11 protein-coding genes are annotated in these 15,630 nt (G+C 60.4%); 10 read left to right on the plus strand and 1 reads right to left on the minus strand.

What is annotated here, in order from left to right:
- The 7 genes from nusG to rpoC form a co-directional block, all read left to right on the plus strand.
- A partial coding sequence (nusG, locus tag AC5E6N_RS13725; protein ID WP_491748334.1) for a transcription termination/antitermination protein NusG occupies positions 1 to 360 on the plus strand: 360 nt, incomplete at its 5' end.
- A gap of 188 nt (positions 361 to 548) precedes the next feature.
- Positions 549 to 977, plus strand: coding sequence for a 50S ribosomal protein L11 (gene rplK, locus AC5E6N_RS13730; protein WP_491748335.1), 429 nt, complete (start codon positions 549 to 551; stop codon positions 975 to 977).
- Positions 978 to 981: 4 nt separating this feature from the next.
- A complete protein-coding gene (gene rplA / locus AC5E6N_RS13735; protein ID WP_491748336.1) occupies positions 982 to 1,680 on the plus strand; it encodes a 50S ribosomal protein L1 in 699 nt (232 codons plus the stop codon).
- Between the two features lie 330 nt (positions 1,681 to 2,010).
- A complete protein-coding gene (gene rplJ, locus AC5E6N_RS13740) occupies positions 2,011 to 2,529 on the plus strand; it encodes a 50S ribosomal protein L10 (RefSeq protein WP_491691856.1) in 519 nt (172 codons plus the stop codon).
- Positions 2,530 to 2,583: 54 nt separating this feature from the next.
- Positions 2,584 to 2,961 (plus strand): 50S ribosomal protein L7/L12, encoded by a 378-nt coding sequence (gene rplL / locus AC5E6N_RS13745; RefSeq protein WP_491748337.1) that lies wholly within the window; start codon positions 2,584 to 2,586, stop codon positions 2,959 to 2,961.
- 189 nt (positions 2,962 to 3,150) lie between these two features.
- Positions 3,151 to 7,299 carry a DNA-directed RNA polymerase subunit beta gene (gene rpoB / locus AC5E6N_RS13750; RefSeq protein WP_491748338.1) on the plus strand — a complete coding sequence of 1,383 codons (4,149 nt, stop codon included), beginning with the start codon at positions 3,151 to 3,153 and terminating at the stop codon, positions 7,297 to 7,299.
- Between the two features lie 155 nt (positions 7,300 to 7,454).
- Positions 7,455 to 11,669: a DNA-directed RNA polymerase subunit beta' gene (gene rpoC, locus AC5E6N_RS13755; RefSeq protein WP_491748339.1), complete on the plus strand. Its 4,215-nt coding sequence runs from the start codon at positions 7,455 to 7,457 to the stop codon at positions 11,667 to 11,669.
- Positions 11,670 to 11,744: 75 nt separating this feature from the next.
- Here rpoC and AC5E6N_RS13760 read toward each other — a convergent pair whose 3' ends face one another.
- Positions 11,745 to 12,029, minus strand: a complete 285-nt coding sequence (locus AC5E6N_RS13760) for a transcriptional regulator (protein WP_491748340.1) — start codon at positions 12,027 to 12,029, stop codon at positions 11,745 to 11,747.
- Positions 12,030 to 12,477: 448 nt separating this feature from the next.
- Here AC5E6N_RS13760 and rpsL point away from each other — a divergent pair, with 448 nt between their 5' ends.
- From rpsL to fusA, 3 genes are all read left to right on the plus strand, one after another.
- Entirely contained in the window at positions 12,478 to 12,849 is a 372-nt protein-coding gene (rpsL, locus tag AC5E6N_RS13765) for a 30S ribosomal protein S12 (RefSeq protein WP_491748341.1), read from the plus strand.
- 63 nt (positions 12,850 to 12,912) lie between these two features.
- Positions 12,913 to 13,383 carry a 30S ribosomal protein S7 gene (gene rpsG, locus AC5E6N_RS13770; protein ID WP_491748342.1) on the plus strand — a complete coding sequence of 157 codons (471 nt, stop codon included), beginning with the start codon at positions 12,913 to 12,915 and terminating at the stop codon, positions 13,381 to 13,383.
- A gap of 36 nt (positions 13,384 to 13,419) precedes the next feature.
- Positions 13,420 to 15,510: an elongation factor G gene (gene fusA / locus AC5E6N_RS13775; protein ID WP_491748343.1), complete on the plus strand. Its 2,091-nt coding sequence runs from the start codon at positions 13,420 to 13,422 to the stop codon at positions 15,508 to 15,510.
- Positions 15,511 to 15,630: the final 120 nt, after the last annotated feature.

A 15,630-nucleotide genomic window follows, 5' to 3' on the forward strand; every position in this document is an offset into this window, starting at 1 on the left:
TGGGTTGCCGCCTTCGCCGCCGCGGGCGCGGTAGCCGATCTGACCGATGAGGCTTACCACCTCATCAAGAATACGCCGAAGGTGACGGGTTTCCTGGGCTCCGACAACAAGCCGGTGCCGATACCTGACTCCGAGGCCGAACAGATTTTGACGCAGGTGCAGGAAGGCGTCGACCGGCCGAAGCCTTCCATATCCTTCGAGATCGGCGAGCAGATCCGTGTATCGGACGGTCCGTTCGCATCCTTCTCGGGCACCGTGCAGGAAGTCGACGAGGAGCGTTCGCGGCTCAAGGTGGAGGTTTCCATCTTCGGTCGGGCGACGCCGGTCGAACTGGAATACGCTCAGGTCGAGAAGGTCTGAGTGTCGGCAGGGAAACCTGCGCCCCGCGTGGGAGATGTAAGAGGCATAGCCGGCCTTTTTGTCGAACCACGCAACCGCAGCCGCCGGACAGACCGGCAGCCGGCCCGGATCGCAGCTTCGGCTGTGCCGGACCGGAGACATTGAAACGGACCGCTCCGGCGGTTCCTCATGTAAAGGCAGAGTGAGAAATGGCTAAGAAAGTTGCAGGTCAGCTCAAGCTGCAGGTCCCGGCAGGCGCCGCGAATCCGTCGCCGCCGATCGGTCCTGCGCTTGGTCAGCGCGGCATCAACATCATGGAATTCTGCAAGGCCTTCAATGCGGCCACGCAGGAGATGGAGAGAAACGCGCCGATCCCGTGCGTGATCACCTATTATCAGGACAAGTCCTTCACCTTCACGATGAAGCAGCCGCCTGTCAGCTACTACCTGAAGAAGGAAGCGAAGCTGAAATCCGGTTCCAGCGAACCGGGCCGCACAACGGCAGGCTCCATCACCAAGGCGCAGGTGCGCACCATTGCCGAAGCAAAGATGCAGGATCTGAACGCCGCTGACGTCGAGGGCGCAATGGCCATGGTCGAGGGTTCCGCCCGCTCCATGGGACTGGAAGTGACGGGATAAGACAATGGTCAAACTTGCAAAACGTACACAGAAGGTCCGCGACGGCATCGAGCCGACAAGGCTTTACGATCTGAGCGAGGCCGTATCGCTGGTCAAGGAACGTGCCACCGCCAAGTTCGATGAGACAATCGAAGTGGCGATGAATCTCGGCGTCGACCCGCGCCACGCGGATCAGATGGTTCGCGGCGTCGTCAATCTGCCGAACGGGACGGGACGGTCGGTCCGCGTTGCCGTCTTTGCGCGCGATGCGAAAGCAGAAGAAGCCAAGGCCGCCGGCGCCGATGTTGTCGGCGCGGAAGAGCTGGTGGAAAAGGTACAGGGCGGAGAGATCGATTTCGACCGCTGCATTGCAACGCCCGACATGATGCCGCTGGTCGGCCGTCTCGGCAAGGTGCTCGGCCCGCGCGGCATGATGCCCAATCCGAAGGTCGGAACCGTGACCGCCGATATTGCCGCTGCGGTAAATGCCTCAAAAGGCGGCGCGGTGGAGTTCCGTGTCGAAAAGGCCGGTATCGTGCATGCCGGCGTCGGCAAGGCCTCGTTTGACGAGAAGGCGATTGAAGAAAATGTTCGCGCCTTTGCCGATGCCGTTGTCAAAGCCAAGCCGAGCGGCGCGAAGGGCAATTATGTCAAGCGCGTCGCGATTTCGTCCACCATGGGCGCCGGCGTGAAGATTGATCCGTCCAGCCTGGCATCCGCCTGACGCTGAACGGAAACTGGCCGGCTCTTGCCGGCCTGACGCGTTTTCCGGCCTTCGGGCCGGAAAATTCCGGACCTGAAAGTCCGGAACTCCTGTCCGAGATTGTGGGTGGTTCGCCTTAATCATCCGGCCCGCATGAGACAGGTAAGATCCGAAATTCATGCGCTGTGCGCACGGCATTCGGTTCGAGCCTTCTTTGCCTTGTGTCGGCCGATACGGCCCGGCGCGAGGGGACAGGATCCTCAAGCGTCGCTTGCGGGTCGCAAATGGCCCCGGGCGGCAAGGCAAAACCCGGCAGGCACCGTGAATGGGCCTGTCAACTGGAGAGTGGCAGTGGAAAGAGCGGAAAAACGCGAATTCGTCACGGCTATGAACGAGGTCTTCAAGACCACCGGTTCCATCGTCGTGGCCCACTATGCCGGTCTTTCGGTTGCGCAGATGAGCGATCTTCGCTCGCGGATGCGTGAAGCCGGAGGCACCGTCAAAGTCGCGAAGAACCGCCTGGTCAAAATTGCTCTTCAGGGCACGGAGTCGGAAGGGATTACCCATCTTTTCCAGGGACAGACCGTCATCGCCTACAGCGATGATCCTGTAACAGCTCCGAAAGTGGCCGTCGATTTCGCCAAGACCCATGACAACCTCGTGGTCCTCGGCGGAGCGATGGGAGCAACGGAACTCGACGTGAACGGTGTGAAGGCGCTGGCCTCGCTGCCGTCCATTGACGAGCTGCGTGCGAAGATTGTCGGCATGATCAACACGCCGGCGACACGCATCGCACAGGTTGTCGGCGCACCGGCCGGCCAGCTTGCGCGCGTTGTCAACGCTTATGCCCGGAAGGACGAAGCCGCCTAGGCGGAACTTCGCTGTTCATACCAGTTCGAACCGAACGTGTAAGGAAACTAGATTATGGCTGATCTTGCAAAGATCGTTGAAGACCTTTCGAACCTGACTGTCCTGGAAGCTGCGGAGCTGTCCAAGATGCTCGAAGAGCATTGGGGCGTTTCTGCTGCCGCACCGGTGGCCGTTGCCGCCGCTGCTGCAGGTGGTGGCGACGCTGCCGCTGCCGAAGAAAAGGACGAGTTTGACGTTGTTCTGACCGAAGCCGGCGACAAGAAAATCAACGTCATCAAGGAAGTCCGTGCCATCACGGGTCTTGGCCTGAAAGAAGCCAAGGACCTCGTTGAAGGCGCTCCGAAGCCGGTCAAGGAAGGCGTTGCCAAGGCCGAAGCCGAGGAGATCAGGACGAAGCTCGAAGAGGCTGGCGCCAAAGTCGAGCTCAAATAAGCGGTTTGACCGTGTCGGGGCGGAGCCGTCGATCGGCTCCGCCTTCGGTGCTGTCTGACTGTTGGACCGATTACCCAAGCGCCCGAAAACGGCTCTTGGGTAATGGGTTCTCAAAGACCCTTTATTCGAAGCCCCCTGGCCAGAGGCTTCGTCAGTTGCAGGCCCGGATGCAAAACACAAGGAGCGACGATGGCTCAGACCCTTTCGTTTAACGGTCGCAGGCGCGTACGCAAGTTTTTTGGGAAAATCCCCGAGGTCGCCGAGATGCCGAACCTTATTGAGGTTCAGAAGGCATCCTACGACCAGTTTTTAATGATTGACGAGCCTGAGGGCGGTCGTCCGGATGAGGGTCTTCAGGCGGTATTCAAATCCGTCTTCCCGATTTCGGATTTTTCCGGCGCCTCGATGCTCGAATTCGTATCCTATGAATTCGAACCGCCGAAATTCGATGTTGAGGAGTGCCGTCAGCGCGATCTGACCTATGCGGCGCCCCTGAAGGTGACGCTGCGCCTGATCGTCTTCGATATCGACGAGGACACCGGCGCGAAGTCCATCAAGGACATCAAGGAGCAGAACGTCTATATGGGCGACATGCCGCTGATGACCGACAACGGCACGTTCATCGTCAACGGCACGGAACGGGTCATCGTGTCCCAGATGCACCGCTCGCCGGGCGTGTTCTTCGATCACGACAAGGGCAAGAGCCACTCCTCCGGCAAATTGCTTTTCGCCGCCCGCGTCATTCCCTATCGCGGTTCCTGGCTCGACATCGAGTTCGACGCCAAGGACATCGTGCATGCCCGCATCGACCGCCGCCGCAAGATCCCGGCCACATCGCTCCTTATGGCGCTCGGCATGGATCCGGAGGATATCCTCGATACGTTCTACAGCCATTCGACCTACACCCGCGAGGGCGAGGGCTGGCGCATTCCCTTCCAGCCGGACGTGCTGAAGGGCACGAAGGCCATCGCGGACCTGATCGATGCCGACAGCGGCGAGGTTATCGCCGAAGCCGGCAAGAAGCTGACCCCGCGTTTCCTTCGTCAGCTCGACGAAAAGGGCGTCAAGGCGCTGAAATGCACCGATGAAGATCTTTACGGCTCCTATCTGGCGCGTGACATCGTCAATATGGAAACCGGCGAGATTTACCTCGAAGCCGGTGACGAACTGGACGAGAAGACGCTGCCGGTGCTGATCGAGGCGGGCTTCGAGGAAATTCCGGTTCTCGACATCGACCACGTGAACGTGGGCGGCTACATCCGCAATACGCTGGCTGCCGACAAGAACGAGAACCGCCAGGACGCATTGTTCGACATATACCGGGTCATGCGCCCGGGCGAGCCGCCGACCATGGAATCGGCCGAGGCGATGTTCACCTCGCTGTTCTTCGATCCCGAGCGTTACGACCTTTCCTCCGTCGGTCGCGTCAAGATGAACATGCGTCTTGATCTCGACGCCGAGGATACGGTTCGCGTTCTGCGCAAGGAAGATATCCTCGCTGTGGTCAAGACCCTGGTTGAGCTGCGCGACGGCACGGGCGAGATTGACGACATCGACAATCTCGGAAACCGTCGTGTGCGTTCCGTCGGCGAGCTGATGGAAAACCAGTACCGTCTCGGTCTGCTGCGCATGGAGCGTGCCATCAAGGAGCGCATGTCGTCCATCGAGATCGACACGGTCATGCCGCAGGATCTGATCAACGCCAAGCCGGCCGCCGCGGCGGTGCGCGAGTTTTTCGGGTCCTCGCAGCTCTCGCAGTTCATGGACCAGGTGAACCCGCTGTCGGAAATTACCCACAAGCGCCGCCTTTCGGCACTTGGACCGGGTGGCCTGACCCGCGAGCGCGCCGGCTTCGAGGTGCGCGACGTGCACCCGACGCACTATGGCCGCATCTGTCCGATCGAGACGCCGGAAGGCCCGAATATCGGCCTGATCAACTCGCTGGCGACCTTTGCCCGGGTCAACAAATACGGCTTCATCGAAAGCCCGTACCGGCGCATCGTCAAAGGCAAGGTCACCAATGACGTCATGTATCTGTCGGCAATGGAAGAGGCGAAATATCATGTCGCCCAGGCCAATGCGACGCTCAACAAGGACGGCTCCTTTGCCGAGGAATTTGTCGTCTGCCGCTATGCCGGCGATGTGATGCTGGCGCCGCGCGACTCCATCGAACTGATGGACGTTTCGCCGAAACAGCTCGTTTCCGTTGCCGCCGCGCTCATTCCGTTCCTTGAGAATGACGACGCCAACCGCGCGCTTATGGGATCGAACATGCAGCGTCAGGCCGTGCCGCTGGTGCGCGCCGAAGCGCCCTTCGTCGGAACCGGCATGGAGCCGGTCGTTGCCCGCGATTCCGGTGCCGCCATTGCGGCCCACCGCACGGGTGTGGTCGATCAGGTGGACGCGACGCGTATCGTTATTCGTGCGACCGAGGAACTTGATCCGTCCAAATCGGGCGTCGACATCTACACGCTGCAGAAGTTCCAGCGTTCGAACCAGAACACGTGCATCAACCAGCGTCCGCTCGTGAATGTCGGCGACCAGATCCAGAAGGGCGATATCATCGCCGACGGACCGTCGACGGATCTCGGCGATCTGGCGCTCGGCCGCAACGTGCTCGTCGCCTTCATGCCCTGGAACGGCTACAACTACGAGGACTCGATCCTTCTTTCCGAGCGTATCGTCCGCGACGATGTCTTCACCTCGATCCACATCGACGAGTTCGAGGTCATGGCGCGCGACACCAAGCTCGGCCCGGAAGAGATCACGCGCGATATTCCGAACGTATCGGAAGAGGCGCTGAAGAACCTCGACGAGGCAGGCATCGTCTATATCGGCGCGGAAGTCTCGCCCGGCGACATTCTGGTCGGCAAGATCACGCCGAAGGGCGAGAGCCCGATGACGCCGGAAGAAAAGCTCCTGCGGGCCATCTTCGGCGAGAAGGCGTCGGACGTGCGCGACACATCCATGCGCATGCCGCCCGGAACTTTCGGCACCGTTGTCGAAGTGCGCGTCTTCAACCGCCATGGCGTGGAAAAAGACGAGCGTGCGATGGCGATCGAGCGCGAGGAAATCGAGCGTCTGGCGAAGGACCGCGACGACGAACAGGCGATCCTCGACCGCAACGTCTATGGCCGGCTGTCCGACATGCTTTCTGGCAAGAAGGCGGTGGCCGGGCCCAAGGGCTTCAAGAAGGGCACCAAGCTCGGCGCCGAGGTCATGCAGGAATATCCCCGCTCGCAGTGGTGGATGTTCGCTGTCGACAATGAAAAGCTCCAGGGCGAGATCGAAGCGTTGCGCGCCCAGTATGACGAATCCAAGAAGCGGCTGGAGCAGCGCTTCATGGACAAGGTCGAAAAGGTCCAGCGCGGCGACGAGATGCCTCCGGGCGTCATGAAGATGGTCAAGGTCTTCGTTGCCGTGAAGCGCAAGGTGCAGCCCGGCGACAAGATGGCCGGCCGTCACGGCAACAAGGGCGTGATTTCGCGCATCGTGCCGATCGAGGACATGCCGTTCCTCGAGGACGGCACCCATGTCGACATCGTGCTCAACCCGCTTGGCGTGCCGTCGCGCATGAATGTCGGACAGATCCTCGAGACCCATCTGGGATGGGCCTGTGCCGGCATGGGCCAGCGCATCGGCGAGATGCTCGACGCCTATAAGGGCGGCGGCAATATCAAGCCCCTGCGCGCGACCATTGACGATGTGATCGGAGCCGGTCCGAAAGGTGAGCCGGTCTCCAAATATGACGACGATTCCATCGTCCGCCTGGCCGAACAGACCAAGCGCGGCGTGTCCATCGCGACGCCGGTCTTCGACGGCGCTGTCGAAGCCGACGTCAACGAGATGCTGACAAAGGCCGGGCTGCAGGAATCCGGTCAGTCGACGCTCTATGACGGGCGCACGGGTGAAGAGTTCGACCGGCAGGTCACGGTTGGCTACATCTATATGCTGAAGCTCAACCACCTTGTCGACGACAAGATCCACGCCCGTTCGATCGGTCCGTACTCGCTTGTCACGCAGCAGCCGCTGGGCGGCAAGGCCCAGTTCGGCGGTCAGCGCTTCGGCGAGATGGAGGTCTGGGCCCTCGAAGCCTACGGCGCGGCCTACACCCTGCAGGAAATGCTGACGGTGAAATCCGACGACGTGGCCGGACGCACGAAGGTCTACGAGGCGATCGTCCGCGGCGACGATACGTTCGAGGCCGGCATTCCGGAGAGCTTCAACGTTCTCGTCAAGGAAATGCGTTCGCTTGGCCTTAACGTCGAACTGGAAAACACCCGCGTCGATCCGGAGATGGATCAGGACGCGGAACAGCTGCCGGACGCGGCTGAATAAACTATGCGGCGCGCCGGAACCGGCGCGCTGCCCCGCATCGAGGCCAAAGGCGCGGGACGGCATTCAAGGCGGCAGACTATTTCAGGCGGAAGGCGGCAAGGCAGGCTGGGTCGCAAACCGCCCAAAAGGGGCCAGGCCCCACGAAGGAGACAGGCATGAACCAAGAGGTCATGAACCTTTTCAATCCGCAGACTCCGGTGCAGACGTTCGATTCCATCCGGATATCGATTGCATCGCCGGAGAAGATACTCTCCTGGTCCTACGGCGAGATCAAGAAGCCGGAGACAATCAACTACCGTACGTTCAAGCCCGAGCGTGACGGCCTCTTTTGTGCGCGTATCTTCGGTCCGATCAAGGACTACGAATGTCTTTGCGGCAAATACAAGCGCATGAAGTACAAAGGCATCATCTGCGAGAAGTGCGGCGTCGAGGTCACGCTGTCGCGGGTGCGCCGCGAACGCATGGGCCATATCGAACTGGCAGCGCCCGTTGCGCATATCTGGTTCCTCAAGTCGCTGCCGAGCCGCATCGGCACGCTGCTCGACATGACCCTGAAGGACATCGAGCGCGTCCTTTATTTCGAGAACTACATCGTCACCGAGCCGGGCCTGACGTCGCTGAAGGAAAACCAGCTTCTGTCGGAAGAAGACTATATGCTGGCCGTCGACGAATTCGGCGAGGATGCCTTCACCGCCATGATCGGCGCCGAGGCGATCTTCGAACTTCTGGCGGCAATGGATCTTGAAAAGATCGCCGTCGATCTTCGCGATGAGCTTGCGGCGACGTCTTCTGAACTGAAGACCAAGAAGCTTATGAAGCGGCTCAAGCTGGTCGAGAACTTCATCGAATCCGGCAATCGCCCCGAATGGATGATCCTCAAGGTCGTTCCCGTCATCCCGCCGGATCTTCGTCCGCTGGTGCCGCTCGATGGCGGCCGGTTCGCGACGTCGGACCTGAACGATCTCTACCGCCGCGTCATCAACCGGAACAACCGCCTCAAGCGGCTGATCGAGCTGCGCGCGCCGGGGATCATCATCCGCAACGAAAAGCGCATGCTGCAGGAATCTGTTGACGCGCTGTTCGACAATGGCCGTCGCGGCCGCGTCATCACCGGCGCCAACAAGCGTCCGCTGAAGTCGCTCTCCGACATGCTCAAGGGCAAACAGGGCCGCTTCCGTCAGAACCTGCTCGGCAAGCGCGTGGATTATTCCGGCCGCTCGGTCATCGTGACCGGCCCGGAGCTGAAGCTGCACCAGTGCGGCCTGCCGAAGAAGATGGCGCTGGAACTGTTCAAGCCGTTCATCTATGCCCGCCTTGACGCGAAGGGCTATTCGTCCACCGTCAAACAGGCCAAGAAACTGGTCGAGAAGGAAAAGCCCGAAGTCTGGGATATCCTTGACGAGGTGATCCGCGAGCACCCGGTTCTCCTCAATCGCGCGCCGACCTTGCACCGGCTTGGCATTCAGGCCTTCGAACCGGTTCTGGTCGAGGGCAAGGCGATCCAGCTCCATCCGCTGGTCTGCACGGCCTTCAATGCCGACTTTGATGGCGACCAGATGGCGGTTCACGTACCGCTGTCGCTGGAAGCGCAGCTTGAAGCCCGCGTGCTGATGATGTCGACCAACAACATCCTGCATCCGGCCAACGGCGCACCGATCATCGTGCCGTCCCAGGACATGGTTCTCGGCCTCTATTACCTCTCGATCGTCAATGAGAACGAGCCGGGCGAGGGCATGGTCTTTGCCGATATGGGCGAGTTGCATCACGCGCTTGAGAACAAGGTCGTCACGCTGCACGCCAAGATCAAGGGCCGCTTCAAGACCGTGGATGAGGAAGGCAATGAAGTCTCCATGATCCACGACACGACGCCGGGCCGCATGATCATCGGCGAGCTGCTGCCGCGCAATGCGAACGTGCCGTTCGACATCTGCAACCAGGAAATGACCAAGAAGAACATCTCCAAGATGATCGACACGGTCTACCGCCACTGCGGCCAGAAAGAGACGGTTATCTTCTGTGACCGCATCATGCAGCTTGGCTTCGGCCACGCCTGCCGCGCCGGCATTTCCTTCGGCAAGGACGACATGGTGATCCCGGCCGCCAAGGCCAAGATCGTCAGCGACACCGAAATGCTCGTCAAGGAATATGAGCAACAGTACAATGACGGCCTGATCACCCAGGGCGAGAAGTACAACAAGGTTGTCGATGCCTGGGGCAAGGCGACCGAGAAGGTTGCCGACGAGATGATGGGCCGCATCAAGGCGGTGGAATTCGACGATGACGGCCGTCAGAAGCCGATGAACTCCATCTACATGATGAGCCATTCCGGCGCCCGCGGTTCGCCGAACCAGATGCGCCAGCTTGGCGGCATGCGTGGCCTGATGGCCAAGCCGTCCGGCGAGATCATCGAAACGCCGATCACCTCGAACTTCAAGGAAGGCCTGACCGTGAACGAGTACTTCAACTCGACCCACGGTGCCCGTAAGGGTCTCGCAGACACCGCCCTGAAGACCGCCAACTCCGGTTACCTGACACGGCGTCTGGTCGATGTCGCCCAAGACTGCATCGTGACGCAAATCGATTGCGGCACCGGGAACGGCCTGACGATGACCGCCATCGTTGATGCCGGTCAGGTCGTCGCCTCTATCGGTCAGCGCGTTCTCGGACGCACGGCGCTTGAGGATGTCGTTCATCCTCAGACCGGCGATGTTCTGGTCGCAGCCGGAACGATGATCGAGGAAGCGGACGTGACGGCCATCGAAGCGGCCAATGTCCAGTCGGTGAAAATCCGTTCGGCTTTGACCTGTGAGGTTCAGAGCGGCGTGTGCGCCACATGCTACGGCCGCGATCTGGCCCGCGGTACGCCGGTCAATATCGGCGAGGCCGTCGGTGTCATCGCCGCTCAGTCGATCGGCGAGCCGGGCACGCAGCTCACCATGCGTACCTTCCACCTTGGCGGCACGGCGACCGTGGTCGACCAGTCGTTCCTGGAAGCCTCCTATGAGGGCAAGGTCCGCATCAAGAACCGCAACATCCTGCGCAACTCCGAAGGCAACCTCGTTGCCATGGGACGCAGCATGTCGATCCAGATCCTCGACGAACAGGATGTGGAGCGCTCCTCGCAGCGTGTCGCCTACGGTTCGCGGATATTCGTCGACGACGGTGATGAGGTCAAACGCGGCCAACGTCTGGCCGAGTGGGACCCGTATACCCGCCCGATGATGACGGAAGTCGCCGGAACGGTTGAATTCGAAGACGTCGTCGATGGCGTTTCGGTATCGGAAGCGACCGATGAGACCACCGGCATCACCAAGCGCCAGGTCATCGACTGGCGTTCGACGCCGCGCGGCGCCGATCTCAAGCCGGCAATCGTCATCAAGGACAAGAAAGGCAAGGTGGCCAAGCTCAGCCGTGGCGGCGAGGCCAAGTTCCTGCTTTCCGTTGATGCGATCCTGTCGGTCGAACCCGGTTCCAAAGTGTCCGAGGGCGATGTTCTTGCCCGTGTTCCGATGGAAAGCGCCAAGACCAAGGACATCACCGGCGGCCTGCCGCGTGTTGCCGAGCTGTTCGAGGCGCGCCGGCCGAAGGATCACGCGATCATCGCGGAGATCGACGGCACCATCCGTTTCGGCCGCGACTACAAGAACAAGCGTCGCATCATGATCGAGCCGCATGAGGAGGGCGCCGAGCCCGTCGAATATCTGATCCCGAAGGGCAAGCCGTTCCATCTTCAGGATGGCGATGCCATTGAGAAGGGCGATTATATTCTCGACGGCAATCCGGCCCCGCACGATATCCTCGCCATCAAGGGCGTCGAGGCGCTGGCATCCTATCTCGTCAACGAGATCCAGGAGGTCTACCGCCTCCAGGGCGTTGTCATCAACGACAAGCACATCGAGGTGATTGTCCGCCAGATGCTGCAGAAGGTTGAAATCACCGATGCCGGGGATTCGGCCTACATCGTCGGCGACAATGTCGACCGCATCGAGCTCGACATCGCCAATGAGCGTCTTGCCGAAGAAGGCAAGAAGCCGGCGGTCGGGGATCCGGTGCTTCTGGGCATCACCAAGGCATCGCTGCAGACGCCGTCCTTCATCTCGGCCGCCTCCTTCCAGGAGACCACCAAGGTTCTGACCGAAGCGGCCGTTGCCGGCAAGATGGACGCGCTGCAGGGCCTGAAGGAAAACGTCATCGTCGGCCGGCTCATTCCGGCAGGCACGGGCGGCGCGATGAACCAGATCCATCGCATCGCAACGTCGCGCGATGACCTGATCCTGGAAGAGCGCAGAAAGACGTCCGGTATCGAGGATGCCGGGCCGATGCTCGCCGATCTCTCCGCCGAGGCCGAGAAGGTCGCGGCAGGCGATTAGGCCTGACGACCGCGTAAACGGAAAACCCCGGCCGGTGCGAACTGGCCGGGGTTTTTCATGCCCTGCGATGCGGCGCTAAAGCGTGATGATGGCGATTTCGCCTTCCATGGCGCCCTGAAAGGCCGAGGCATGGGGCTCCTCGTCGGGCATTCCGTCAAGCACACCGATCTGATCGAGTTCGGCCTCCTCATAGCCTTCCTGCGCCAGGGCATTGAGGGCATTGCGGACAGCCGTATCGTCATCCGGAGCCGAGAGCATGATGTGCAGGTCGATGGCTTCGCCGCCTTTTTGTTCAAAGGCGCGGCCGATGATGACAAATACCGTTCGGGCTTCGCCGTCCTCGTAATCCGATGTACTCATGGTCGCGATGTCCTTTGAACGAATTGGCTGATTCCCGGTGGTCGGGCAGGGCACGTCGATCCCTTCTGCGCCCTCGGCGTCGGATTTGCAACCTGCGCCGCTTTCGGAACGCCCGCGACGCCCTGATTTCTCCCAATTCGACGGGTATGAAGATCATGGTGGAGATATTTTCCGCAAGGCACTTGACGGCATCGGGCCAAATAAGTATCTAGCGGCCACCAGAGCTGATGTGAGGCTGGCTGGTTCGGGATGACTCGTCCTGAAGTTCGCCTCAGACACGGTTCTTATAGCACGTTGATTAAATGCTGCATGCACGACACGGTTCATCGTGTCCTCTGCCGGATTGAGGGCAAGCCGCCTTGGCGCGGATTTGCCCGTTTTGCGCATGGAATCGGCGTGCGGGAGCGCTCGCGAGAGCATTGAAGGTTTTGTTTAAAAGGAAGGTTGAATGCCTACCGTAAACCAGTTGATCCGCAAACCGCGCCAGGTGCCGGTGAAGCGAAACAAGGTTCCGGCTCTTGAGGCCAACCCGCAGAAGCGTGGTGTGTGCACCCGCGTCTACACGACGACCCCGAAGAAGCCGAACTCGGCGCTGCGCAAGGTTGCCAAGGTCCGTTTGACCAACGGCTTCGAGGTCATTGGTTATATCCCGGGTGAAGGCCACAACCTTCAGGAGCACTCCGTGGTGATGATCCGCGGCGGTCGCGTGAAGGACCTTCCGGGCGTGCGTTATCACATTATCCGCGGCGTGCTCGACACCCAGGGTGTGAAAGACCGCAAGCAACGCCGCTCGAAATACGGCGCCAAACGTCCGAAATAGGAAATCAGTTCGGATCGTGGCGCAGGGGCGTCTCGCATCCGACGGTAGTTGAGAGACAAAAGCATGTCCCGACGTCACAGAGCAGAGAAACGTGAGATCAATCCGGATCCGAAATTCGGCGATCTGGTGATCACGAAATTCATGAACGCCATCATGCTCGATGGCAAGAAGTCCGTGGCCGAGAGCATCGTCTACGGTGCCTTCGATGTCATCAAGGAAAAGACCAAGCAGGAGCCGGTCGGCACATTCCATTCCGCTCTTGAGAACGTCGCGCCGCAGGTCGAGGTTCGCTCCCGCCGCGTTGGCGGCGCCACCTATCAGGTGCCGGTCGATGTGCGCCCCGAGCGCCGTCAGGCGCTTGCGATCCGCTGGCTGATCAGCGCTGCCCGCAGCCGTAACGAGTCCACCATGGTCGAGCGCCTGTCCGGCGAACTCATGGATGCTGCCAACAATCGCGGCAGCGCGGTCAAGAAACGTGAAGACACGCACAAGATGGCCGACGCCAACCGCGCCTTCTCCCATTATCGCTGGTAAGCGTCGCACACGACATTTGCATTGAAAGGCACTGACATGGCCCGCGAATACGCAATTGAGGACTACCGGAATTTCGGCATCATGGCGCATATCGACGCCGGCAAGACGACGACGACCGAGCGCATCCTGTATTACACGGGCAAGTCGCACAAGATCGGCGAAGTCCATGACGGCGCCGCCACGATGGACTGGATGGAGCAGGAGCAGGAGCGTGGCATCACGATCACCTCTGCCGCGACGACCACCTTCTGGAAAGGTCGCGACGGCAATATGCGCCGCTTCAACATCATCGACACGCCCGGACACGTGGACTTCACCATTGAGGTCGAGCGTTCGCTGCGTGTTCTCGACGGCGCCGTGGCGCTCCTCGATGCCAATGCCGGTGTCGAGCCGCAGACCGAGACGGTCTGGCGTCAGGCCGACAAGTACAACGTTCCGCGCATGATCTTCTGCAACAAGATGGACAAGATCGGCGCCGACTTCTTCCGGTCGGTCGAGATGGTCGGTTCGCGCCTTGGCGCCACGCCGGTTGTCATGCAGCTTCCGATCGGCGCGGAAAGCGACTTCAAGGGCGTCGTCGACCTGATCGAGATGAACGCGCTTGTCTGGCGTGACGAGTCGCTCGGCGCCCAGTGGGATGTCGTGGAAATTCCGGACGACCTGAAGGATCAGGCCGAGGAATATCGCGAGAAGCTGATCGAGACCGTTGTCGAGATCGACGAAGCGGCGATGGAATCGTATCTGGAAGGCAATATGCCCACCAATGACGAGATCCGCGCGCTCGTTCGTCAGGGGACGATCAACGTCGATTTCTATCCGATGTTCTGCGGCAGCGCGTTCAAGAACAAGGGCGTTCAGCCGCTGCTCGACGCCGTCGTTGACTATCTCCCGAGCCCGGTCGATATTCCCGCCATCAAGGGCATCGACGTCAAGACGGAAGAAGAGATCAGCCGTAAGGCAGACGATGCCGAGCCGCTTTCCATGCTCGCCTTCAAGGTCATGAACGACCCGTTTGTCGGCTCGCTCACCTTCGCCCGTATTTATTCCGGATCCATCGAAAAGGGTTCCTCGGTCATGAATACGGTGAAGGAAAAGCGCGAGCGCATCGGTCGCATGCTCCAGATGCATTCGAACAGCCGCGAAGACATTGACGTTGCTTATGCCGGCGACATCGTTGCTCTGGCCGGCCTGAAGGAAACCACGACCGGCGACACGCTCTGCGATCCGCTGAAGCCGGTCATTCTTGAACGCATGGAGTTCCCGGAGCCGGTCATTCAGATCGCCATCGAGCCGAAGACCAAGGGCGACCAGGAGAAAATGGGCATCGCGCTCAACCGTCTCGCCGCCGAGGATCCCTCCTTCCGCGTCAAGTCGGACGAGGAATCCGGTCAGACCATCATCGCCGGCATGGGCGAGCTTCACCTCGACATCCTGGTCGACCGCATGAAGCGTGAATTCAAGGTCGAGGCGAATATCGGTGCGCCGCAGGTCGCTTACCGCGAAACCATCACCCGGGAAGCTGAAGTGGACTACACCCACAAGAAGCAGTCGGGTGGTTCGGGTCAGTTCGCCCGCGTCAAGATCATCTTCGAACCCAATCCGGAAGGCGAAGAGTTCGAGTTCGTTTCCAAGATCGTCGGCGGTGCTGTTCCGAAGGAATATATCCCCGGCGTTCAGAAGGGTATCGAAAGCGTTCTGTCCTCCGGTCCGCTGGCTGGCTTCCCGATGCTCGGCGTCAAGGCAACCCTGATCGACGGCGCCTACCACGACGTCGACTCCTCGGTGCTCGCCTTCGAGATCGCGTCGCGCGCGGCATTCCGCGAGGGCGCCCAGAAGGCCGGTGCTCAGCTTCTCGAGCCGATCATGAAGGTCGAGGTCGTCACGCCTGAGGAATATGTGGGCGACGTCATCGGTGACCTGAACTCCCGCCGTGGCCAGATCCAGGGACAGGAAGTGCGCGGCATCGCCGTGGTCATCAATGCCCATGTGCCGCTCGCGAACATGTTCAAATATGTCGACAATCTGCGCTCGATGTCCCAGGGCCGTGCCCAGTATACGATGCAGTTCGACCACTACGCTGCTGTTCCGAACAATGTGGCGCAGGAAATTCAGGAAAAATACGCCTGATTGCGGATCGGGCGACAAACAAGGAAATCGGTCCCACACGGGCCTGAAGAAATGGAGAGCCGAAAATGGCGAAAGGCAAGTTTGAGAGAAATAAGCCGCATGTTAACATTGGCACGATTG

The organism is Hoeflea sp. (genome assembly GCF_984452065.1).

Excerpts from the sequence above, each read along its gene's own strand:
- rpoB (WP_491748338.1), top strand. The coding sequence starts at position 3,151 with ATGGCTCAGACCCTTTCGTTTAACGGTCGCAGGCGCGTACGCAAGTTT.
- rpoC (WP_491748339.1), top strand. The coding sequence starts at position 7,455 with ATGAACCAAGAGGTCATGAACCTTTTCAATCCGCAGACTCCGGTGCAG.
- rpsG (WP_491748342.1), top strand. The coding sequence starts at position 12,913 with ATGTCCCGACGTCACAGAGCAGAGAAACGTGAGATCAATCCGGATCCG.
- fusA (WP_491748343.1), top strand. The coding sequence starts at position 13,420 with ATGGCCCGCGAATACGCAATTGAGGACTACCGGAATTTCGGCATCATG.
- rpsL (WP_491748341.1), top strand. The coding sequence starts at position 12,478 with ATGCCTACCGTAAACCAGTTGATCCGCAAACCGCGCCAGGTGCCGGTG.
- rplK (WP_491748335.1), top strand. The coding sequence starts at position 549 with ATGGCTAAGAAAGTTGCAGGTCAGCTCAAGCTGCAGGTCCCGGCAGGC.
- rplL (WP_491748337.1), top strand. The coding sequence starts at position 2,584 with ATGGCTGATCTTGCAAAGATCGTTGAAGACCTTTCGAACCTGACTGTC.
- AC5E6N_RS13760 (WP_491748340.1), bottom strand. The coding sequence starts at position 12,029 with ATGAGTACATCGGATTACGAGGACGGCGAAGCCCGAACGGTATTTGTC.
- rplA (WP_491748336.1), top strand. The coding sequence starts at position 982 with ATGGTCAAACTTGCAAAACGTACACAGAAGGTCCGCGACGGCATCGAG.